This window comes from Streptomyces sp. CB01201 (genome assembly GCF_002803085.1).
Lineage (GTDB): Bacteria > Actinomycetota > Actinomycetes > Streptomycetales > Streptomycetaceae > Streptomyces > Streptomyces hundungensis.
Genome location: NZ_NNBJ01000011.1, coordinates 126794 through 147373, shown reverse-complemented (window position 1 = coordinate 147373; position 20580 = coordinate 126794). Strand labels below are relative to the sequence as shown.

Sequence of the window (20580 nt, the reverse complement as noted above, 5' to 3'; positions counted from 1 at the left end):
CTGCGGTCACTCGTCCTCGCCCGCTGGTGCGGCGTCCGACTCCGGCTCCCACAAGGGGTGTTCGCGTTTCGCCCACGGCCGGTCGACCGACCCGGTGCGCATGCCACGGCGTGCCACCGGGTCGCCGATCGCCATCCACACATGCCCGGCGATCACGATGCCGACGGCGAGCGACAGCCAGTCGTGCACGAATGTGGACCCGATCCGCACCCCGATGGGCGCCAGGTGCGTGAACCACATCAGCAGCCCCGTCCCCAGCATCACCAGGGCGGCCCCCGCGATCCAGCCCGCGTACAGCTTCTGCCCCGCGTTGAACTTGCCCGAAGGCCGCGGCTCCCGCTCCCGCCGCAGAGCGGTGCGCAGCCAGGTCCGGTCGTACGGGTGGAAGCGGTTGAGGCGGCCCAGGTCGGCGCGGAAGGCGCGCGAGGCCAGGCCGAGCAGGACCGGCACCGGAAGCAGCACCCCGCAGATCTCGTGCACCCGCACCACGAGTTCGCGCCGGCCCACCGCCTCGGCGAACTGCGGGACGTAGAGGACCGCGGCGGTCACCACACAGGCGCCCATCAGCCAGGCCGCGGCCCGGTGCACCCACCGCTCCCCCGGCGTGAACCGCCGTACCGTGTGCGGGAGTTCAGGAGGTGGGGTGGTCCTCGCGTCCGTTGGACCGGCCGACCCAGGCGTCGATGTCATAGCCCCGCTCCTCCCAGAATCCCCGCTCGACCTTCTGTGTCACGGTGATCCCGGACAGCCATTTCGCCGACTTGTAGAAGTACATGGGAGCCACGTACAGACGGACCGGGCCGCCGTGCGCATGGCTGACCGGCTTGTCCTGCATGCTCAGCGCGATCAACACGTCGTCGCGGCGCGCCTGTTCGAGGGTGAGGCTCTCGCTGTACGCGCCGTCGAAGCAGGTGAAGCGGACGGCTCCGGCACCCGGCCGCACCCCGGCAGCGTCCAGGAGGCGGGACAGCTGGACCCCGGCAAAGGGGGTGCCGGGCACCCGCCAGCCGGTCACGCACTGCACATCGCGCACCAGCCGGGTCTGCGGCAGCGCCCGCAGTGCGTCCAGGGTGTAGGTGGCGGGCCGGGTGACCAGGCCGTCGACGGTGAGCCGGTAGTCGGCGGCGCTCCTGTCGGGCACCGAGGAGGTGACCGAGTAGTAGCGGAAGCCGCCGCCGTTGGGCAGCAGACTGGTGAGCCCGGTGGGGTCCTTGTCGGCGGCGGCGCCGAGGAAGGATTCGAGGCCGCCCTGGACATAGCGCGCCGACGCGACCCCGGCCACGCCGAGTCCGAGCATGCCGAGCACGAGCCGGCGCCCCACGGGAGTGCCCCGCGCGGGCGGCGGTGTTGGTTCTGGTGTCACCCGACGATTCGAACACCCGGCGGCCGGTCCTGCCAGGGGCCACGGCCGTACGTCACCGTTCCGTCAGGAATTCCCCAGCCGGCTCACAGCAGGGTGCCGTGCCCCGACTCCCGCGTCCCGGGGCCACCCGGACCCGGCAGTGCCCCGGGCGCCGGCGAGGGCTCGTCGCCCCGGCCGATCCCCGCGTGCGTCCCGGGCCTGCGCGCCCGCAGCACGAGCCCGTACCCGAGGCCCACGAGCAGGGCGAGGACGACGATCCCGGGCGGCATCCAGGCGAGCGTGTCGTTCGGCCCCGCCCCGACAAGGAGCTGGAACTGCCGGACGCTGTAGGCGGCAATGCCCAGCAGCGCGACGCCTGCGGCGGCCGCGGCGAGCAGCCGCCACCGCTGGGCACCGGCCTCGCCCCGGCGGACGAAGAAGACGATCACGGCGAGGGACGAGGCGGCCATGAGGAGCAGCACGCCGAGCACGCCGGCGTTGCCCGTCCAGGTGAACAGGTGGGTGACGGGGGCGGTCGGGTCGCCGGCCGGCCAGCGGTCGGTGAGCGCGAAGGCGGCCACCACGGCCACCGAGACCACGGTCTGGAACAGCGAGCCGGCCGCCGGCGCCCCGCTGATGGGGCTGGTCCGGCCGAACCCGGCGGGCAGCAGCCCCTCGCGGCCCATGGCGAAGACGTACCGGGCGACCACGTTGTGCAGGCTGAGCAGCGCCGCGAACATGCCGGTCACGAACACGACATGGAGGACGTCGGCGAAGGTGGTGCCCAGGTTCTTCTCGGCGAGCGCGAACAGCAGGCCGGGGCCCTGCTTCTGTGCGGAGTCCACGATGTCCTGCGGGCCCGCCGCGAGGGTGAGGGCCCAGGAGCTGAGCGCGAGGAGGGCGGTCACGAGGCCGACCGCGAGCAACAGGACGCGTCTGACGACGGCCTGGGGACGCCGGGTCTCCTCGGCGTACACCGGGGCCTGTTCACAGCCGATGAAGGCGGCGGCGCAGAAGCACAGGGCGATGCCGGCGCTGCCGTGGGCCAGGGCGCGCGGGTTGAAGGCGTGCGGCGAGAGGCGGCCGGTGGCCGGGTCCGCGAGCGCGGCGAGGTCGAAGACGACGACCAGCGCCACCTCGACGAGCAGGAGCACCCCGAGCACCTTGGCGTTCAGGTCGATCCTCAGCCGGCCGAGCGCGCCCACCAGGGCGACCGCGAGCAGCGCGGGCACCCACCAGTCGATGGTGACGCCGCGGTAGGTGTCGAGCAGCCCGGACACCTCGAAACCGAACATGCCGTAGATGCCGACCTGCAACGCGCTGTAGGCGGCGAGCGCTCCGTAGGCGGCCGAGGCGCCCGCGGTCGGCCCGAGCCCTCGCGCGATGTACGCGTAGAAGGCGCCCGAGTGACTCATGTGCCGGCTCATCTCGGCGTACCCGACGGCGAACAGGGCGAGCACCGCGCCGAGGACCAGGAAGAGCAGCGGCTGTCCGACGACGCCCGTCTCGGCGAAGGTGGTGGGCATCACCCCGACCGCGACCATCAGGGGCGCGCTCGCCGCGAGCACCGGAAGCAGCACTCCCGGGGTGCCGAGCCGGCCGGCGCGCAGGGCCCGTTCCGGTTCCTCGTACGTGCTGGTCTCGGGTTCGCTGGTCCGGCTCGGCATGCGAGGTTGGCCCTTTCGGTGATTTCCGGTCAGACCACACTTACGGCATCGCCCGCACGGAAAGATCGCCGGAGCATGAATGCGCGCTGAACGCATGCGCGATGGTCACCGCCAGCAAATCGCCGGTCGCCGCCGCCCGTCAAGGCCGTTCGGCCCCCGCCGCGGGCAGCGAACGCGGCCCCCGCGCAAGGGGATCGGGGACCGGCCGGACCACGGGTACCCGCGGGAGTCGAGGACCGGCCGGACCGCGCGCGTCTAGGACACCGCCTGCGCGGCGGCACGGCCCGCGGCGCGGCCCGAGAAGATGCAGCCGCCGAGGAAGGTGCCTTCCAGGGAGCGGTAGCCGTGCACGCCTCCGCCGCCGAACCCGGCCGCCTCGCCCGCCGCGTACACGCCCGGCAGCGGCTCGCCGCCCTCGGTGAGCACGCGCGAGGACAGGTCGGTCTCCAGGCCGCCGAGCGACTTGCGGGTCAGGATGTGCAGCTTGACCGCGATCAGCGGGCCGGCCCCGGGGTCGAGAATGCGGTGCGGCGGCGCGGTGCGGATCAGCTTGTCGCCGAGGTAGTTGCGCGCCCCGCGGATCGCGGTGATCTGGAGGTCCTTGGTGAAGGGGTTGGCGATCTCCCGGTCGCGGGCCACGATCTCGCGGCGCAGCGCGGCCTCGTCGATGAGGGGTTCGTCGGTGAGCGCGTTCATGCCGCGCACGAGCGCGGCCAGGTCCTTCTCGACGACGAAGTCGGCCCCGTGGTCCATGAACGCCTTCACCGGGCCCGGCACATCGGCCCGGGCCCGCCCGAGGACACCGCGTACGGACTTGCCGGTCAGATCGGGGTTCTGCTCGGAGCCCGAGAGCGCGAACTCCTTGCCGATGATCTTCTGGTCGAGCACGAACCACGTGTAGCCGTACCCGGTCCTCATGATGTGGTCGAGGGTGCCGAGCGTGTCGAAGCCGGGGAAGAGCGGGACGGGCAGCCGGTTGCCGCGCGCGTCCAGCCAGAGCGAGGAGGGGCCGGGCAGGATGCGGATGCCGTGCTTGGCCCAGATGGGGTTCCAGTTCTGGATGCCCTCGGTGTAGTGCCACATGCGGTCGCGGTTGATGTGGTGGGCCCCGGCCCGTTCGGTGATGCCGAGCATGAGGCCGTCGACATGGGCGGGGACACCGGAGAGCAGGTGCTCGGGCGGCGTGCCGAGCCGCTCGGGCCATTGGGCTCGTACGAGGTCGTGGTTTCCGCCGATGCCGCCGCTGGTCACGATGACCGCCTGCGCCGTAAGCTCGAAGGATCCGGTGACGGTCCGGGTCGACGCCGTCCCGCGCCCGGCGCCGGACGGCTCCAGGATCTCGCCGGTCACGGTGTCGACGGACCCCGCACTGCGCCCAAGACCCGTCACGCGGTGCCGGAACGCGAACCGGACCAGCCCCCGGGCGGCGGCCTCCCGCACCCTCCGCTCGAACGGGGCCACGATGCCGGGCCCGGTGCCCCAGGTGATGTGGAAGCGGGGAACGGAGTTGCCATGCCCGTTGGCGTCGTACCCGCCCCGCTCGGCCCAGCCCACCACGGGGAAGAACCGGACCCCCTGGGCGTGCAGCCACGCCCGCTTCTCGCCGGCCGCGAAATCGACGTAGGCCTCGGCCCACTTGCGCGGCCAGTGGTCCTCGGCCCGGTCGAAACCGGCCGTCCCGTACCAGTCCTGGAGGGCGAGCGCCCGGCTGTCCTTGATCCGCATGCGGCGCTGCTCGGGCGAGTCCACCAGAAAGAGCCCGCCGAACGACCAGTGGGCCTGTCCGCCGAGGGACTGCTCGGGCTCCTGGTCGAGCAGGATCACCTTCTTGCCGGCGTCCGCCAGCTCCGCCGTGGCCACGAGCCCCGCGAGCCCCGCTCCGATCACGATCACATCGGCGTCGTACGCCATCGGCCGCTCACTCCGCTCGTCCGCCAAGTTACCCGTGCGTCCGATCTTGGGCGGGCCACCACCCGGCGTCAACCGTCAGGCTCCCGCCGCCCGGGAGGCGGCCGGGCCCCGGGGGCGCTAGGGTCGGCCAAGTCGGCTTCCCCCGGCCGTACTTGAGGTGTACGTCGTGTCGGTTCTGGTCCTCGTCCTCGCCGTGAGCGCAGCGTGCTGTCTGGGCTCGGGCTTCGTGCTACAGCAGAACGCGGCGCAGCAGGCCCCGATCGGCGACTTCCTGTCGCCGCGGCTGCTGCTCGACCTGATGCGCATGCCGCGCTGGCTGGCCGGGATAGGCCTGATGGTGGCGGGCATGGTGCTGAGCGCGCTCGCCCTCGGCTGGGGCGAGGTCTCCCTGGTCGAGCCGCTGGTGGCCACCAATCTGTTCTTCGCCATGTGGCTGTCCCGGCTCTGGACGCGCCAGCCGCTGGGCCGCCAGGGCTGGGCGGGGCTCGCGCTGCTCGCCGGCGGGGTCACCGCGTTCATCGTGGCGGGCCAGCCGCACGGCAGCGTCTCGGAGGCCGGGGCGCTGCGGCACTGGCTGATCGTGGGTGTGGTGGTCGGCACGGCGCTGCTCCTGGCGGCCTTCGCCAAACACGATCGGCTCAGCGTGGCGGCCCCGGTCATGCTGGCCATCGCCGCGGGCCTGCTCTACGGCCTCCAGGACGCCCTGACCCGGATCAGCGGCCAGCGCCTGTCGGCCGGCGGCTGGTCGGAACTGATGTCGAGCTGGCAGCCGTACGGGGTGATCGCGCTCGGGGTGACCGGACTCGTCCTGGTGCAGAGCGCCTTCGAGACGGCCCCGCTGCGGATGTCGCTGCCCGCCCTGACCGCCGCCCAGCCACTGGCCGGGATCGCCTGCGGGGTCGGCTTCCTCGGGGACCGGCTGCGTACGGACACGGGCGCGCTCGCCTGGGAGGCGGCCGGTCTCGCCGCGATCGTGGCGGGCATCGTGCTGCTCGGACTGCACCCGGCCATGCCGTCGGGCACGGCGACGAAGGAAGCGAGCCGGGACCTCCAGCCGCACTAGAACCTCCCGCGCCGCACGGGGACGTACCGCGTTCGGCCCAAGGGGTGGTGCTGGCTTTTTAATAATGTCCAGCATTACTATGGCGTCATGGCAAGGACGTCGGGACCCGAGACCCGGGAGAAGCTGATCCGTGCGGCCGAGGAGGTCTTCGCGGCCCAGGGCGTCGACGGCGCCCAGCTGCGCGACATCGTCAAGCTGGCCGGCCAGAGCAATCCCTCGGCCGTGCAGTACCACTTCGGCTCGCGCGCCGGGCTGCTCGACGCGGTGATGGCCGGGCGCCAGCGGCGCACGGAGGGAGTCCTCGAAGCGCTGCTCTCGGCGCGCCTCGAAAACCCTGCCGCACCCCAGAACGCACCGGGCACACCGGGTACGCCCGGCACGCAGGATCTGCCTGCCCTGCTCGCGGCGCTCATCGGCGCGGAGGCCAGCGAGCTGCGCTCCGGGCGCGGGCGGCGCTGTCTGCGGATCTCGGCCCAGCTCAGCCACGAGAGCGGGGTGCGTACCCGGACTCCGCACCCCACCCTGGCCGGCACGGCCTACTGGCACCTCATCGGCCGGATCGAGGGCTGCCTGACCGAGCTGCTGCCCGAGCCGGTCCGCCTGGAGCGGATCGATCTCGCGCTCACCCTCGTCGGCGCCGCAATGGCCGACCGGGCCCGTCAGTACCTGTCCGGCACCGCGCCGCTGACCGGCGAGGAGCTGTTCCGCGCCGATCTGGTGGCGACCACGAACGCCCTGCTCACGGCTCCCCCGCCCACACTCGACACCCCGAAGGACATGAGATGAACGACCTCACCGGCAAGACAGTGATCATCACGGGCGGCGCCCGCGGCCTCGGCGCCGAGGCCGCGCGCCAGGCCGTGGCGGCCGGCGCCCGGGTAGTGATCACGGACGTCCTGGACGAGGAGGGCCGGGCCACCGCCGATGCCCTCGGCGCGAACGCCCGCTTCCTGCACCACGACGTCACCTCCGAGCAGGACTGGGCGCGGGCCGCCGAGTTCGCCGTCGCGGAATTCGGCGCGCTCCACGGCCTGGTCAACAATGCGGGCATAGCCGCGGGCAGCCTCCTGGAGGCCGAGTCCGTCGACTACTTCCGGAAGGTCCTCGACATCAATCTCACCGGCGTCTTCATCGGCATGAAGACGGTCGTCCCGGCGCTGAAGGAGAGCGGCGGCGGCTCGATCGTCAACATCTCCTCGGCCGCCGGCCTGATGGGCCTGGCCCTGACGGCCGGCTACGGCGCCTCCAAGTGGGGCGTACGCGGCCTGACGAAGATCGGCGCGGTCGAGCTCGGCACCGCCCGGATCCGGGTCAACTCGGTCCACCCGGGCATGACGTACACCCCGATGACCGCGGCGGTCGGCATCCAGAAGGGCGAGGGCAACTACCCGAACACCCCGATGGGGCGGGTCGGCGAGCCCGACGAGATAGCGGGCGCGGTCGTCTTCCTGCTCTCGGACGCGGCGTCCTATGTGACCGGCGCGGAGCTGGCCGTGGACGGCGGCTGGACCACCGGGCCGACCGTGAAGTACGTGATGGGCCAGTGAGCCGAGCCCGTCGCCCCTGCCGTTGACGGCATCGCCGGGGCGGCCGGTGTTTTCATGGGCCCATGAATCCGGCTGACGAAATCCTGGACATAGTCGACGAGCACGACAACGTGACCGGGCAGGCCCGGCGCGCCGACGCCTACGCCCGCAATCTGCGCCACCGCTGCGTGTTCGTCCTGGCCCGCGACGCGGCGGGCCGGATCTTCGTGCACCGGCGCACCCCGGACAAGCTCGTCTTCCCCTCCCTCCACGACATGTTCGTCGGCGGGGTGGTCGGGGCGGGCGAGTCGTACGACGACGCGGCGCTGCGCGAGGCCGAGGAGGAACTCGGCGTGTCCGGACTGCCGCGCCCCGAGCCGGTGTTCAAGTTCCGCTACGACAACGGCGAACAGAGCTGGTGGTCGTCGGTGTACGAGGTGCGCTGCGAGCTGCCGGTGAACCCTCAGGTGGAGGAGGTCGCCTGGCACGACTTCCTGCCGCTCGCCGAACTGGAGGCGCGTATCGACACCTGGGAGTGGGTGCCGGACGGGCTCGCGGCCTGGCAGCGGCTGCGCGCCTCGGGGCTCGGCCTGTCCTGAGGGGCCGCCGGGTAGGGTGCGGCGGGTGATCACGATCGTGCAGACCCTGCGGCTGTGGTTCGCGCCCCAGCGCATCGGCGAGGAGGGCGAGACCCCCGACTACCGGTTCTCGCTCGCCAACGAGCGGACGTTCCTGGCCTGGATCAGGACGTCGCTGGCGCTGGTCGGGGGCGGTTTCGCGGTCGATCAGTTCCTGCCGGACCTGCGCTGGGGCGTCCGGGTCGCGCTCGCCCTCGCGCTGCTGGCCGCCGGGGTGCTGTGCGCGCTGCGGGCGGTGAACCACTGGGTGCGCTGCGAGCGGGCCATGCGGCGCGGCGAGGACCTGCCGGTCTCGCGCTTCCCCACCCTGCTCAGCCTCGCCGTCGCGGTGGTCGCCGTCGTGATGGTGGTGGTCGTGGTCTTCGGCTGGGCCGGCTGATGCCCCCGCCGGTGCCCGCCCGCGACCCCGGCCTCCAGCCGGAGCGCACCCGGCTCGCCTGGCGGCGCACCACCTTGTCGTGCACGGTGGCGGCGGTGCTCGCCGCCAAACAGGCGCTGCACCAAGGGAGTTCACCCCTCGCGCTGGTCGCGGTGACGCTCAGCGGGCTCGTATGGCTCGGCTTCCTGGCCGTGGCGCACCGCCGTATCCAGACCCTGAGCGGGGGTGCGCGGCCCCGGGTGCTCGGGGTGCGCGCCGCCCTCGCGGCGGCCGGCTGCACGGTGGCCCTGGCCTGCTTCGCCGTCGCCACCCTTTTCTGAACCCGGCCCCTTGCCCTTCTCCCGGACAGCGCGGACGGGGGGACGGCGCGAACAGCGGGGCCACTCGCCGCGCGCCGGAATTCGGGAACCGCCCTGGACTGCATACCGACTGGTCGGTAGCGTGTCTGCGTACAGGACGCCCGACCCGTTCCGGAGGTGCCGCAGATGAGCACAGTCCCCCCGCCAGGCCTCGACCCGGAGCAGCTGCGGGCCCACCTCGACCGGGTGCGGCCGGGGCTCGTGCGCGGACCGCTCAAGGCCCGGCTGATCGAGGGGGGCCGGTCGAACCTGACGTACGTCGTCACGGACGGGGCCGGACAGTGGGTCGTGCGACGGCCGCCGCTCGGCCATGTGCTGGCCACCGCGCACGACATGAAGCGCGAACACCGGGTCATCAGCGCCCTGCACCCCACGGCCGTGCCGGTGCCCGAGCCGGTGCTGCTCTGCGAGGACGAGTCGGTGCTCGGCTCGCCGTTCTACGTCATGGAGTACGTCGCCGGGACGCCGTACCGCACCGCCGAACAGCTCGCCCCGCTCGGCGCCGAGCGGACCAGGGCGGCCGTGCTCGCGCTGGTCGACACGCTCGTCGAGCTGCACGCCGTGGATCCCGAGGCGGTCGGGCTCGGTGACTTCGGGCGGCCCGAGGGCTTCCTCGACCGGCAGCTGCGCCGCTGGGGCAAGCAGCTCGACGCCTCCCGCAACCGCGACCTCGCCGGCATCGACGAGCTGCACGCGTCACTCGGGCGCGCCCTCCCGGTCTCGCCCGCCCCCACCGTCGTGCACGGCGACTACCGTCTGGACAACGTGCTGATCGGCGACGACGACCGGATCAGGGCGGTGCTCGACTGGGAGATGTCCACCCTGGGCGACCCGTTGACCGACCTCGGCCTGCTCGTGATGTACAGCGCGAAGCTGGAGGTCGCCGACTCGCCGGTGTCCACCACGGCCGGCGCCGCCGGACACCCCTCCCCCGCCGAGCTGATCGAGCGCTACGCGGCGGGCTCGGGGCGCGACACCTCCGCCATCTCCTGGTACACGGCGTTCGCCTGGTTCAAGCTCGCCGTGATCCTCGAAGGCATCCACTACCGCTACACCCTCGGCCAGACCGTGGGCGCCGGGTTCGACCGCATCGGCGAGCTGGTCCCGGTCTTCATCGAGCACGGCCTCACGACCCTCCAGGAAGGCTGAACGCCCGTCATGGACTTCGCATTCGACGCCCGCACCGAAGAACTGCGCACCAAACTCCTCGCCTTCATGGACGCCTACGTCCACCCCGCCGAGGCCACCGCCGACGAGCAGCGCGCCCTGCTCGCCTCGCCCTGGGACACCCCGCAGGTGGTGGCGGACCTCAAGGCCGAGGCACGCCGCCAGGGCCTGTGGAACCTGTTCCTGCCGGACGCCGAGTACGGTGCGGGGCTCACCAACCTCCAGTACGCGCCGCTGGCCGAAATCACCGGCCGTTCCCCGCACTTGGCGCCGACCGCCCTCAACTGCGCGGCCCCGGACACCGGGAACATGGAGGTGCTCGCGCAGTTCGGCTCGGACGAGCAGAAGAAGCAGTGGCTTGAGCCGCTGCTCGCCGGGGAGATCCGCTCGGCGTTCGCGATGACCGAGCCGGAGGTCGCCTCCTCCGACGCCACCAACATCGAGACGCGCATCGAGCGGGACGGCGACGACTACGTCATCACCGGCCGCAAGTGGTACATCTCCGGGGCGATGAACCCGGACTGCAAGATCTTCATCGTGATGGGCAAGACCGATCCCGCCAACGCCGATGTGCGCCGCCAGCAGTCGATGGTCCTGGTCCCGCGCGACACCCCGGGCGTCGAGATCCGGCGTGCCATGCAGGTGTACGGCTACGAGGACCACTCGCACGGCGGCCACGCCGAGGTCGTCTTCCACGGGGCCCGGGTGCCCGTGAGCAACCTGGTCGGTGAGGAGGGCGGCGGTTTCGCCATCGCGCAGGCGCGCCTGGGGCCGGGCCGGATCCACCACTGCATGCGCCTGATCGGCATGGCCGAGCGGGCGATCGAGCTGATGTGCCGAAGGGCCGTGTCCCGCACGGCGTTCGGCAAGCCGATCGCCCAGCAGGGCGTGGTGCAGGAGTGGATCGCGGACGCCCGGGTCGCGGTCGAGCAGCTGCGGCTGCTCGTCCTGAAGACGGCCTGGCTGATGGACACCGTGGGCAACCGCGGGGCGCACACCGAGATCCAGGCCATCAAGATCGCCACCCCGCGCACAGTGGTCGGGATCATCGACGACGCGGTGCAGCTGCACGGCGCGGGCGGCGTCGGCCAGGACTTCCCGCTGGCCGAACTGTGGGCCGCGGCAAGGACGTTGAGGCTCGCCGACGGCCCCGACGAGGTGCACCAGCGCTCGCTCGCCCGCCGCGAACTGAAGAAGTACCTCTAGCGGCGCGGTAGTTCGGGTTCAGGGCCGCAGCGCGCGGAGCAGCAGGTCGGCGAGGTGATCGGCGACCTGCTGCTGGGTGAGCGGCCCGTCCGGCCGGTACCAGGTGGACAGGTGGTGGACCGAGCCGAAGTGGTAGTCGACCACCAGGTCGGCCGGGGTCGCGGTGGAGAACACCCCGGCGGCCTGGCCCTCCTCGATCAGCGCCCGGAACCGTTCGTGGTAGCGGCGGCGCTCGGCGCGCACCTGCTTGTTCTTCTCCGGGCTCAGCTGGTGCATCGAGCGGAAGAAGATCGCCGCGTCGTCGAGGTTGTCGATGGTGGTCACCACCACGTCGGCGGCCGCCTCGCGCAGCCGCTGCTCGATCGGCGCGTCCGCACCGGCGAACGCGTCGAGCCGCTCCTGCTGGAGGCGGAGCACCCGGGCGTAGACCTCCTGGAGGAGGTCCTCCTTGGAGCCGAAGTAGTGGTAGAGCGCGCCCTTGGTGACGCCGGCGGCCTCGACGATCTCCTGTACGGAGGTGCGGTCGTAGCCGTTCTCCGCGAACAGGCGGGTGGCGGCGGCGAGCAGCCGCTGGGGGACGGGGGTGGTGCCGCTCGTGTCCGTCGCCTTGGCCATCGCCGCCACCTTTCTCTCGTACGTGCGCGGGGGCCGCGGCCCCTCGCCCTGTTCCGGTCCTGCTGTGTCGCTGCGCCGGGCGCTACGCCTGAGTGCGCAGTTCCCGCCTGAGGATCTTCCCACTCGTGGTCTTGGGAAGCTCCGCCAGGACCTCCACCTCGCGCGGGTACTTGTAGGCGGCGAGCCGCTCCTTGCAGTACGCGGCGAGTTCGGCGGGATCGGCCTCGGCGCCCGGGCGCAGGCTGACGTACGCCTTGACGCTCTCGCCCCGGTAGGCGTCGGGGATGCCCACGACGGCCGCCTCGCGGACGGCGGGGTGGGTGTACAGGACGTCCTCGACCTCGCGCGGCCAGACCTTGAAGCCGGACGCGTTGATCATGTCCTTCATCCGGTCGACCACGTAGAGCCAGCCGTCGCGGTCCATGAAGCCGATGTCTCCGGTGCGCAGCTCCCCGCCGGGGAACGCCTCGGCGGTGGCTTCGGGGCGGCGCCAGTAGCCGGGCACCACTTGGGGGCCGCGCACCACGATCTCGCCCTGCTCGCCGAACGGCACGTCGTTGCCTTCGAGGTCGACGATCCGCACCACGGTCTCGGGCCCGGGCACGCCGACCGAGAGCGTGCCGGAGACCGGGTCGACGGGCGCCTCCTTCTCGGGCGGCACCGAGGCACAGGGGGCGGTGCACTCGGTCAGGCCGTAGCCGTTGCGGATGTACGGCCCGAAGCCCGCGCGGAACTTCTCGACGAGCGCCGGCGGCAGGGGCGCGCCGCCCGACGAGATGACCTCGAAGGAGGCGAAGTGCTCCCGGGTGACGCCGGGGGTGGCCGCGAGCGCCATGAAGGCCGTGGAGGGTCCGACCGTGTAGGCGGGGCGGTGTTCGGCGAACGCGTCGAGGACGACGCCCGGGTGGAAGCGGTAGGCCAGGATCAGGGTGCCCGCGTTGGCGACGCAGGCGGCGAGTTCGCAGACCATGCCGGTGATGTGGAAGAGCGGCGCGAGCGCGAAGTAGCCCGCGCCTTCTGCTATCGGATGTCCAGTGCGCTGCCTCTCCGCGTTGTAGGTGATGCCGCGATGGGTGTTCATCGCGCCTTTGGGGGTCCCGCTGGTGCCGGAGGTGTAACTGATCAACGCCGTGTCGGCGGACGACAGTTCCCGGTCCGAGGGAGCTTTCAGTCCCTGGCGTGCGACGGTGACGAGATCGTCGGTGTCGGTCGGTACGGGGAGCCGCTCGTACCCGCCGAACACCCTCTCGTCGTCGAGGCTCTGGAGATCGAGCTCGCAGGCGGTGAGCGCGATGCGGACCGTCGAGTCGGCGGCGGTGTCCCGCAGATACCCCTCCCAGGCGCGATCGGAGCACACCAGAGCGGTGACCTCGGCATCGCGCAGGACGTGCGCGACCTCGCCCGACTTGTACATCGGGTTCAGCGGGACGACGGTGGCGCCGGCCTTCCAGGCGCCGAGCAGGGCGATGACGAAGTGCGGGGTGTTCTGGAGCATCAGCGCGACGCGGTCGCCGCGGACCAGGCCCCGGGCGGCGAGATGGCCGGCCACGGAATCGGACAGCGCGTCGGTCTCGGCGTAGCTGAGCCGGCCGTCGAAGTAGGCGAGCGCGGTGTGCTGGGGGGCGCGGGCGACGGCGGCGCGGAAGGAGTGCAGCACCGTCTCGGGCGGGCTTATGTCGGCCCGCTGGGCCGCGCTGAGCTGGGCGAGCCAGGGCTTGGCCGCGTAGATCGAGGTCATTCGGTGTTGGCCTCCCACTTCTGCTGGAGGTGGTTCATGCTGGTCAGCCAGCGGTCGGGGGTGGCGGCCCGGGCCGTGTAGTAGTCGGCGACCTCGGGGTGGGGCAGCACCAGGAAACGGTCCTCGGCCATCGCGGCGAAGAGGGCGTCGGCCACCTGGTCCGGCTCGATCGCGGTGGGCCTGAGCACGAGGTCGCCGGCCGTTCCGGTGGCGGCCAGCATGTCGGTGCGGACCCCCTGCGGGCAGATGGCGTGGACCTTCACGCCCCGGTGGCGGTAGGTCAGCGACAGCCACTCGGCGAAGGCGAGCGCGCCGTGCTTGGTGACGCTGTACGGGGCCGCGCCGATCATGGTGAGCAACCCGGCGGCGGAGACGGTGGACACGAAGCGGCCCTCGCCGCGCTCCAGCCAGTCGGGCAGCAGTTCCTTGGCCGCGCGTACGTGGGCCATGACGTTGACGTCCCAGGCCGCGGCCCAGATGTCCTCGGGGGCGGCCTCCGAACCCCCCGATCCCAGGCCCGCGTTGGCGCAGTAGACGTCGATGGTGCCGCCGAGCGCGTCGCGGGCGGGGCCGACGATCGCCGAGGCGTCGCCGGGCACGGCGATCGCGCCGATCGCTTCGGCGGTGCGGTGGGCCTTGTCCGCGTCGAGGTCGTTGACGACGACGCGGGCGCCCTCCGCCGCGAATCTGCGGGCGAGGGCGGCTCCGATGCCGCCGCCCGCGCCGGTGACGACGACCGCGGGGCTGTGCCCCGGCTGTCCCGTACTCATCTGGACCCGCCTCTCTGCGTGCCGAATGCCCCGACAGACTAACCAGTCGGTATGTCCCGGGGGAACCCCCGCCGCCACCCTCGCGGGCCACGGCCCCCGCCCCGTGCGGCGCGCTTCGCCGGCCCGCCGACCCCCTTCACCCTCACACCGCACGCGACGGTTCGCGCAGTTCCCCGCGCCCCTACCCTCAACCCCCTTTCCGACTGCGGACCGTGCCCCCTTCTCGCGCAGCTCCCCGCGCCCCCGTAGGTGACCCGGAACCCCCCGGTCGCGCCCACCGCGGCAGAGCCGCACAAACGACACAGCCCCGCGTCCCTACCCCCCAACCCCCTTTCCGACTGCGGACCGTGCCCCCTTCTCGCGCAGTTCCCCGCGCCCCTGTAGGTGACCCGGAATGCCTCGGTGCTGGCCCGCATCGGCATCCTCAGCCCGTCCGGCGTTTGAGGACGAGCGCCCTTTAGGCGCGAACGGGGGTCTGGGGGCAGAGCCCCCGGGGAGCCCGCACCAGGCGAAACCTGCGCCTCCCCTCCCCACTCCCCCGGAGGGCCACGGCATGGGACGTTCCGAAACCCCGCCCCCACCGCTAGCGTCCGCAGCATGACGATGACCAGACGGGGCGTACTCACCGGCGTCACCGGCGCCCTCGCCGCCGGAGCGCCCCGCACGGGAACCCGCACGGGAGCCCACCCGGCCGCCGCCCCGGAAACCCCCACCCGTACCGGATTCGACCGGCTCGCAGCCGACGGCTACACCCCCCTGGCCGGCCAGGCCATCGGCATCGTCACCAACCCCACCGGCGTGACCCAGGACGTCCACCACATCGTGGACGTCCTGCACGCCGACCCCCGCGTACACCTCACCGCCGTCTTCGGCCCCGAACACGGCTTCCGCGGCACCGCCCAGGCCGGCGGATCCGAGGGCCGCCACGACGACCCGGCGACGGGGCTGCCCGTCTACGACACGTACACGAAGAGCGGCCGGCCCCTCGCCGACATCTTCACCGCCTCCGCCGTGGACACCGTCGTCTTCGACATCCAGGACGTCGGCGCCCGCTTCTACACCTACATCTGGACGCTCTACGACTGCATGGAGGCCGCCGCCCTCGCCGGCAAGCGGTTCGTCGTCCTGGACCGGCCCAACCCGGCGACCGGCCGGGCCGCGTACGGCCCGGTCCTGGACCCGGCGTTCGCCACCTTCGTCGGGCGCAGGCCCATCGCCCAGGCCCACGGGATGACGGCGGCCGAACTCGCCCGGCTCTTCAACGCCGAGTTCCTCGGCGGGAAGGTCCGCCTGACGACCGTCGGCATGACCGGATGGCGCCGCACCGACTTCTACGACCGCACCGCCCTGCCCTGGGTGCCGCCGAGCCCCAACATGCCCACCCCGGACACCGCCCTCGTCTACTCCGGCACCTGCCTCTTCGAGGGCACCAACCTGTCGGAGGGACGCGGCACGACCCGGCCGTTCGAGCTCCTCGGCGCCGAGGGCATCGACGGCCGCTGGGCGGCCGCGCTGGAACAACTCGCCCTGCCCGGGGTCCGGTTCCGCGAGGCGTACTTCGCGCCGACGTTCTCCAAATTCGCGGGGAAGACCATCGGTGGCGTACAACTACACGTCCACGAAAGGGAGTTGTTCGATCCGGTACGCACCGGCATCGCCCTACTCGTGACCGCCAAACGGCTGTGGAGCGGCTTCGCCTGGCGGTCGGACCACTGGATCGACAAGCTGACGGGCTCCACCCTGGTACGGACGATGATCGACGCCGGCGCCACCACGGACGAGATCGTCGCCGCCTGGCAGCCGGGGCTCGAAGCGTTCCGCACCATACGCCGCACGTACCTGATGTATGGCTGACCCACCTGTGCAGCACCTGATGCACCGCCGAGCCGCAGCAGGAAGTCCGGGATCCCACCACTCCGCCCCGTCCCGCATATGGCCAGGTCCACGGCGCGGCGGGACGATGGAGGACGCTCATCGTCGAGCGGACCGGAGGTCGGGGCATGACGGACATCGGAGTCGAGCCGTACCGGGAGATCACCTTCGACGCGGACGGCGACGCCGATCCCGCCGAACGCACGGCCCTGACCGGCGTGGACGCCACCGACCTGGTGCTGTTCGCGCACGGCTGGAACAACACCCCCGACAACGCGAGGAGTCTGTTCCGGGCGTTCTTCGCGGCGTTCCCCGCACTGGCCGCCGGGTCGGCCGGGGTGCGCCTCGGCTACGGCGGGGTGATCTGGCCGTCGATCCGCTTCACGGACGAGACCATCCCGAACTTCCCGCACGCCGCCGCGGCGGCCGCCCCGACCGGGCCCGGACTGGACGGCGCGACCGTCGCCGCGCTCAAGGGGTTCTTCCCCGGCCAGGACGCCGCGATCGACGGGATCGCCGGCCACCTGGAGCAACGCCCGGACGACGAGGCCGCGTTCACCGATTTCGCCCGGCTGACCCGGCAGCTGGTGACGGCTCCCACGACCGCGCCGTGGACGCCCGGGGACCTGGCGCCGGAGGACGGGCCCGGCGCCGCGCCCGCGCTCCTGACCGACGACATCCTCGGCCTGTGCCAGCGGTTCACGGCCGCCCTCGCCGACACCGGCATGGCCGTGCAACCGGGGCCGCCGGGGCCCTCGTTCTCGATCGGCGGCTCCCTCAAGCACCTCTGGGACGGCGCCAAGGAGGTGCTCCGCCAGACGACGTACTACGAGATGAAGCACCGGGCGGGCACGGTCGGCCAGCGCGGCCTCGGCCCGCTGGTCGGGCAACTCGCCACCGCACGGCCGGACTTGCGCATCCATCTCGTGGGGCACAGCCAGGGCGCGCGCCTGGTCGCCTTCGCGCTGAAGGGACTGCCGGGCACGGCGCACAACGTGAAGTCGGTGACCCTGCTCGAAGGCGCCTTCTCGCACTACGCGTTCGCGGAGCGGCTGCCGGAGGGACTCCCGGGGGCGGGCGCCCTGAGCGACGCGCAGGGCCGGGTCGACGGCCCGGTCGTGTCCTGCTACTCGCACTTCGACACCGCGCTCGGCGTGCTCTACCCGCTGGCCTCGGCGCTGGCGGGGGACTACGCGAGCGAGCTGCCCGGTCTCGACCGGCGCTGGTGGGCGATCGGCCACGACGGCATCCAGGCGGTCAGCCCCTGCACCACGCTCACGCTCGCCGAGGCGCTGCGCCACGGGGTGCCGGACTCGGGCTGTGTCAGCGTGGACGCGGCCACGGTGGTGAAGGACGGCGGCCCGCCCTCGGGCGCGCACAGCGACATCTGCCACCCGGAGCTGGCCCGGGTGGTGCTGGCCGCGGGCCGGATCGTCGGACCCTGACCCGCGGCCGTCCGTTCCCTATCGGTGGCTGGGGAACTCGACCACCTGCTGATAGGTGGGCCGGTTCTGCCAGTTGATGGTGGACTGGGTGATGCCGCCGAGCGGGCGCTGCGTGATGCTGTCGGCGCACCACTGGTCACCCGCCGAGCAGCCGGCGTCTCCCGGGTAGACCTGGGCCGGGGTCTTGGCGGCGGCCTGCTTGAGCGTGCCGAGCAGGCTGTCGCGGCAGGCGGCGAGCTGCCCGCCGCCGCAGTAGGCGCGGGCCAGCGGACCTTGCACGTTCTCGCCCAGGACCGTCCTCAGGTCCTTGTCGACATAACTCCACCAGCCGTACTGGAAGGCGGACCCGGCGTGCGCGCCGGTCGGGCCGTGCCCGGCCGAGGGTGCCTCGTCGATGCCGAGGTTGGTGGTCAGGGCGCTGTAGAGCGGGTCGCCGAGACCGGGCCGGAACTCACCCTCGACCAGCAGCGGCCACCAGGCGTCCATCAGCCGCACCGCGTCGGGATGGGTGTAGGTGTGCGAACCCTGCGAGGTCTCGCGGCGCTGGCTCCCGTCGGCCTGCCATGCCTCCAATTGCTGCACTGCGGTGACGAGTTGGGGGTCGGTGACGGGTGCACTGCGCAGCACCTTGAGGAGCTCGGGCAGCACGTCCTCGCCGCGCAGGTCCGTGACGGCGGCCTGGGCCATGGCCCGGGTGAGCGAGGAGCGGGTCACACCGCCCTGCGCGACCAGGGCCTTCACCCGGTCGTCGAGGAGGTTCACCCGGTGCACGGATCCGTCGCCGAACCCGGCCGTGGAGTAGTCCTTGGCCTGTTTGTTGTTCCAGGACACGTAGTAGTCCTGGCCGACCGACTGGGGGTGTTGGGCGGACGGGGTGTAGGCGGCCGTGTTGGCGGCGGGGTCGAAGCCCTGCCATTCATAGCCCTGCTCCGCCTTGACCGGCAGCGAAGGGTCGACGTCCGGGTTGCGGACCGGGTTCAGACCGCTGTTGTAGTACGCGGCCGTCCGTGAGTCCGCGTAGAACCAGTTGAAGGTGTAGTCGACGGCCTGGGCCGCCTCCTGGAAGGTCTTGGCGTCCTTCACGAACGAGGGGTCGTTCATCATCTGGAAGCCGATGATCGAGTCGGCCTCGTGACGGTAGGTGGAGCGCAGCGAGGTGTACGCGACGGGCTTGCCGCCCACGGTGGCGCGGGCCGTGACGATGCCGTAGTTGGTGCGCCACACCTGCATCCGGTAGGAACCGGCCGCGGTCGTGTCGGCGACGGTCGGCTTCCAGCTGTTGGTCTTCTCCAGCTTCTCCATCGGGGTGCACACCCCGCGGTACACGTAGTGGGTGGCGTCCTGGCAGAGCTCCACCGCATAGGTGTCGGTGATGTCCTGGCCCGCGGAGGTGGCCGACCAGGCGTAGTCCTGGCCGCGGCCGAGCTGGACATACATGCCGACCCCGGCGAAGGAGGCGCCCCGGGCGCTGATGCCGGGCCCCTGGATCTCCTGGAGCATCAGCAACTGCGGCGCGAAATAGCCGGTTTGGGGGCCGAAGACGGCCACCGGGTTGCCGCTCGCCGTGCGCGAGCCCGACACCACGAGGGCGTTGGACATGCCGCGCGGCTTGCCGAGGTCGACGCCGGGCAGCGCCCCGTTGTCGTACATGCCCTTCAACGGCTTGAGTTTCTGCGGAACCTTCACGTCGGCCTTGGCCCGGGTGTTCGCCGAGCCGGTGCGGTCGTAGACCAGTTGTTCGGGGACGACCGAGCCCGGGTCGGGCATCGCCGCGCCCTGGGCGTTGGCGGGCTTGCCCGCGTACGGGAAGCTGGTGCCGTCGTGCACGGTCAGGGCGGCCTCGGGGTCGTTGCGCTCGCGGAAGGACTCCCAGACCTTGGTGCCCTCGGCGACGCCGTACTTGGCCTGCGCGGCCTGGAGCGAGAGCGCGGCCTGGACTTCACCGCCGCCCCCGCCGCCGAACAGCCCGCCCACCACGGAGGCGAGCGCGATCAGGTCGGTCAGCTTGAAGGGCTGGATCTCCCCCACGTTCGTAATGGAGTCGATCTTGCCGGTGAGGACGTACTCGCCGGGGAAGTACCGGCCGTCCTTGGACTGCTTGGCGTAGGCGTTGATGCCGTCCACGTAGGCCTGCGCGTCGGCCATGGCCTGCTCGCCGCGGGCGCCGTTGGTGGTGCGGATCCGGTCGACCTGCGCCTGGAGATCGGCCTCGGTGTACGGGGCCTGCGGCCAGAACTCCTGCTCCAGGCCCTGGTTGGCGAGGGCGCCGCCCGCGAAGGAGGTCAGCTCGCCGCGCCCGATGTGCCGGAACAGGTCCATCAGCCAGAGCCGGTCCTGCCCGGCCGCGTATCCGGCACCGTACTCGGTTCCGTACCGCGTGGTGCCCTTGATGTGCGGTACGCCCGTCGCCTTGTCCCGGGTGATGGTGACGTCCGGGCGGGGCGAACTGGTCGACTGCTCCTGCCCGTTCGGCACCCCGAAGGAGGCGTCGTTGAAGAAGGAGTTGAGCTTGTCGTCGGTGAGCGAGGACTGCCCCGCCACCAGCGCGTCGTACTTGCCGAGCTCGTCGTCACTGTGTGCGGGGTGGGTCCCGAACACCTTGTTGCCGAGGATCTCGACGAGGGTGGCGTTGCCGTTGGCTCCGGGCGGCAGGATGTCGGAGCACTGCCCCTGGCAGTGGTCGCCGTCGGCGGGCTCGGCGGCGCCGGCCGGGACGGCGGGGCCGAGCAGGGCCGCGGAGAGGGCGATGACGGTGACGGCGCACGCGGCGGCTCTGCCGCGTCCGATGTCCGCCGTACGTCGAAGTCTGCTGATTTTGCCGGGTGTTGCGAGCCTTGCGGTGCGTCGTCGCATGCGCGCTCCTAGTGGGGGCCGATGCGCGG

General features: G+C 72.2%; 18 protein-coding genes. 10 read left to right on the top strand and 8 right to left on the bottom strand.

What is annotated here, in order from left to right:
- Nucleotides 1-6: 6 nt before the first annotated feature.
- The 4 genes from CG740_RS22520 to CG740_RS22505 all read right to left on the bottom strand — a co-directional run bounded on the left by CG740_RS22520 (nucleotide 7) and on the right by CG740_RS22505 (nucleotide 4920).
- Nucleotides 7-690: a cytochrome b/b6 domain-containing protein gene (locus tag CG740_RS22520; RefSeq protein ID WP_100577039.1), complete on the bottom strand. Its 684-nt coding sequence runs from the start codon at nucleotides 688-690 to the stop codon at nucleotides 7-9.
- Nucleotides 632-1297 carry a molybdopterin-dependent oxidoreductase gene (locus tag CG740_RS22515; RefSeq protein ID WP_100577399.1) on the bottom strand — a complete coding sequence of 222 codons (666 nt, stop codon included), beginning with the start codon at nucleotides 1295-1297 and terminating at the stop codon, nucleotides 632-634. The genes CG740_RS22520 and CG740_RS22515 overlap by 59 nt, the downstream gene beginning before the upstream one ends.
- 149 nt (nucleotides 1298-1446) lie before the next feature.
- Nucleotides 1447-3009 (bottom strand): APC family permease, encoded by a 1563-nt coding sequence (locus CG740_RS22510; protein ID WP_100577038.1) that lies wholly within the window; start codon nucleotides 3007-3009, stop codon nucleotides 1447-1449.
- 255 nt (nucleotides 3010-3264) lie between these two features.
- On the bottom strand, nucleotides 3265-4920 hold the full coding sequence (locus tag CG740_RS22505) for an FAD-binding dehydrogenase (protein WP_100577037.1): 1656 nt from the start codon (nucleotides 4918-4920) through the stop codon (nucleotides 3265-3267).
- A gap of 166 nt (nucleotides 4921-5086) precedes the next feature.
- Here CG740_RS22505 and CG740_RS22500 point away from each other — a divergent pair, with 166 nt between their 5' ends.
- The 8 genes from CG740_RS22500 (at nucleotide 5087) to CG740_RS22465 (ending at nucleotide 11258) form a co-directional block, all read left to right on the top strand.
- Nucleotides 5087-5983, top strand: a complete 897-nt coding sequence (locus tag CG740_RS22500; RefSeq protein WP_100577398.1) for a DMT family transporter — start codon at nucleotides 5087-5089, stop codon at nucleotides 5981-5983.
- An 87-nt stretch (nucleotides 5984-6070) separates the two neighbouring features.
- Nucleotides 6071-6769 carry a TetR/AcrR family transcriptional regulator gene (locus CG740_RS22495; RefSeq protein ID WP_100577036.1) on the top strand — a complete coding sequence of 233 codons (699 nt, stop codon included), beginning with the start codon at nucleotides 6071-6073 and terminating at the stop codon, nucleotides 6767-6769.
- Nucleotides 6766-7530 (top strand): glucose 1-dehydrogenase, encoded by a 765-nt coding sequence (locus CG740_RS22490; protein WP_100577035.1) that lies wholly within the window; start codon nucleotides 6766-6768, stop codon nucleotides 7528-7530. The genes CG740_RS22495 and CG740_RS22490 overlap by 4 nt, the downstream gene beginning before the upstream one ends.
- Before the next feature lie 62 nt (nucleotides 7531-7592).
- On the top strand, nucleotides 7593-8108 hold the full coding sequence (locus CG740_RS22485) for an NUDIX hydrolase (RefSeq protein ID WP_100577034.1): 516 nt from the start codon (nucleotides 7593-7595) through the stop codon (nucleotides 8106-8108).
- Between the two features lie 25 nt (nucleotides 8109-8133).
- Nucleotides 8134-8526, top strand: coding sequence for a YidH family protein (locus CG740_RS22480; RefSeq protein ID WP_100577397.1), 393 nt, complete (start codon nucleotides 8134-8136; stop codon nucleotides 8524-8526).
- An 11-nt stretch (nucleotides 8527-8537) separates the two neighbouring features.
- A complete protein-coding gene (locus CG740_RS22475; RefSeq protein ID WP_234376428.1) occupies nucleotides 8538-8846 on the top strand; it encodes a DUF202 domain-containing protein in 309 nt (102 codons plus the stop codon).
- Nucleotides 8847-9011: 165 nt separating this feature from the next.
- Nucleotides 9012-10034 (top strand): phosphotransferase family protein, encoded by a 1023-nt coding sequence (locus tag CG740_RS22470; protein WP_100577032.1) that lies wholly within the window; start codon nucleotides 9012-9014, stop codon nucleotides 10032-10034.
- 9 nt (nucleotides 10035-10043) lie between these two features.
- On the top strand, nucleotides 10044-11258 hold the full coding sequence (locus CG740_RS22465; RefSeq protein ID WP_100577031.1) for an acyl-CoA dehydrogenase family protein: 1215 nt from the start codon (nucleotides 10044-10046) through the stop codon (nucleotides 11256-11258).
- Nucleotides 11259-11276: 18 nt separating this feature from the next.
- Here CG740_RS22465 and CG740_RS22460 read toward each other — a convergent pair whose 3' ends face one another.
- The 3 genes from CG740_RS22460 to CG740_RS22450 form a co-directional block, all read right to left on the bottom strand.
- Nucleotides 11277-11873 carry a TetR/AcrR family transcriptional regulator gene (locus tag CG740_RS22460; protein WP_100577030.1) on the bottom strand — a complete coding sequence of 199 codons (597 nt, stop codon included), beginning with the start codon at nucleotides 11871-11873 and terminating at the stop codon, nucleotides 11277-11279.
- 82 nt (nucleotides 11874-11955) lie between these two features.
- Complete coding sequence (locus CG740_RS22455) at nucleotides 11956-13611, bottom strand: class I adenylate-forming enzyme family protein (protein ID WP_100577029.1); 1656 nt, start codon at nucleotides 13609-13611, stop codon at nucleotides 11956-11958.
- A complete protein-coding gene (locus CG740_RS22450) occupies nucleotides 13608-14381 on the bottom strand; it encodes an SDR family oxidoreductase (RefSeq protein ID WP_100577028.1) in 774 nt (257 codons plus the stop codon). Before CG740_RS22450 ends, CG740_RS22455 begins: the two co-directional genes overlap by 4 nt.
- Before the next feature lie 597 nt (nucleotides 14382-14978).
- Between CG740_RS22450 and CG740_RS22445 the strand changes: the two genes are divergently transcribed.
- Nucleotides 14979-16235, top strand: a complete 1257-nt coding sequence (locus CG740_RS22445; RefSeq protein ID WP_100577027.1) for an exo-beta-N-acetylmuramidase NamZ family protein — start codon at nucleotides 14979-14981, stop codon at nucleotides 16233-16235.
- Between the two features lie 146 nt (nucleotides 16236-16381).
- Entirely contained in the window at nucleotides 16382-17698 is a 1317-nt protein-coding gene (locus CG740_RS22440) for a serine-threonine protein kinase (protein WP_199846543.1), read from the top strand.
- Nucleotides 17699-17716: 18 nt separating this feature from the next.
- Here the strand turns inward: CG740_RS22440 and CG740_RS22435 are convergent, their stop codons facing one another.
- The gene (locus CG740_RS22435; protein WP_100577026.1) at nucleotides 17717-20551 is read right to left on the bottom strand and encodes a penicillin acylase family protein; all 2835 of its coding nucleotides are present in this window, start codon (nucleotides 20549-20551) and stop codon (nucleotides 17717-17719) included.
- Between the last annotated feature and the right edge of the window lie 29 nt (nucleotides 20552-20580).

Coding starts and splice junctions, on each gene's coding strand:
- CG740_RS22520 (WP_100577039.1), bottom strand. CDS start 690: ATGACATCGACGCCTGGGTCGGCCGGTCCAACGGACGCGAGGACCACC.
- CG740_RS22515 (WP_100577399.1), bottom strand. CDS start 1,297: ATGCTCGGACTCGGCGTGGCCGGGGTCGCGTCGGCGCGCTATGTCCAG.
- CG740_RS22510 (WP_100577038.1), bottom strand. CDS start 3,009: ATGCCGAGCCGGACCAGCGAACCCGAGACCAGCACGTACGAGGAACCG.
- CG740_RS22505 (WP_100577037.1), bottom strand. CDS start 4,920: ATGGCGTACGACGCCGATGTGATCGTGATCGGAGCGGGGCTCGCGGGG.
- CG740_RS22495 (WP_100577036.1), top strand. CDS start 6,071: ATGGCAAGGACGTCGGGACCCGAGACCCGGGAGAAGCTGATCCGTGCG.
- CG740_RS22490 (WP_100577035.1), top strand. CDS start 6,766: ATGAACGACCTCACCGGCAAGACAGTGATCATCACGGGCGGCGCCCGC.
- CG740_RS22485 (WP_100577034.1), top strand. CDS start 7,593: ATGAATCCGGCTGACGAAATCCTGGACATAGTCGACGAGCACGACAAC.
- CG740_RS22470 (WP_100577032.1), top strand. CDS start 9,012: ATGAGCACAGTCCCCCCGCCAGGCCTCGACCCGGAGCAGCTGCGGGCC.
- CG740_RS22465 (WP_100577031.1), top strand. CDS start 10,044: ATGGACTTCGCATTCGACGCCCGCACCGAAGAACTGCGCACCAAACTC.
- CG740_RS22460 (WP_100577030.1), bottom strand. CDS start 11,873: ATGGCCAAGGCGACGGACACGAGCGGCACCACCCCCGTCCCCCAGCGG.
- CG740_RS22455 (WP_100577029.1), bottom strand. CDS start 13,611: ATGACCTCGATCTACGCGGCCAAGCCCTGGCTCGCCCAGCTCAGCGCG.
- CG740_RS22450 (WP_100577028.1), bottom strand. CDS start 14,381: ATGAGTACGGGACAGCCGGGGCACAGCCCCGCGGTCGTCGTCACCGGC.
- CG740_RS22445 (WP_100577027.1), top strand. CDS start 14,979: ATGACGATGACCAGACGGGGCGTACTCACCGGCGTCACCGGCGCCCTC.
- CG740_RS22440 (WP_199846543.1), top strand. CDS start 16,382: ATGACGGACATCGGAGTCGAGCCGTACCGGGAGATCACCTTCGACGCG.
- CG740_RS22435 (WP_100577026.1), bottom strand. CDS start 20,551: ATGCGACGACGCACCGCAAGGCTCGCAACACCCGGCAAAATCAGCAGA.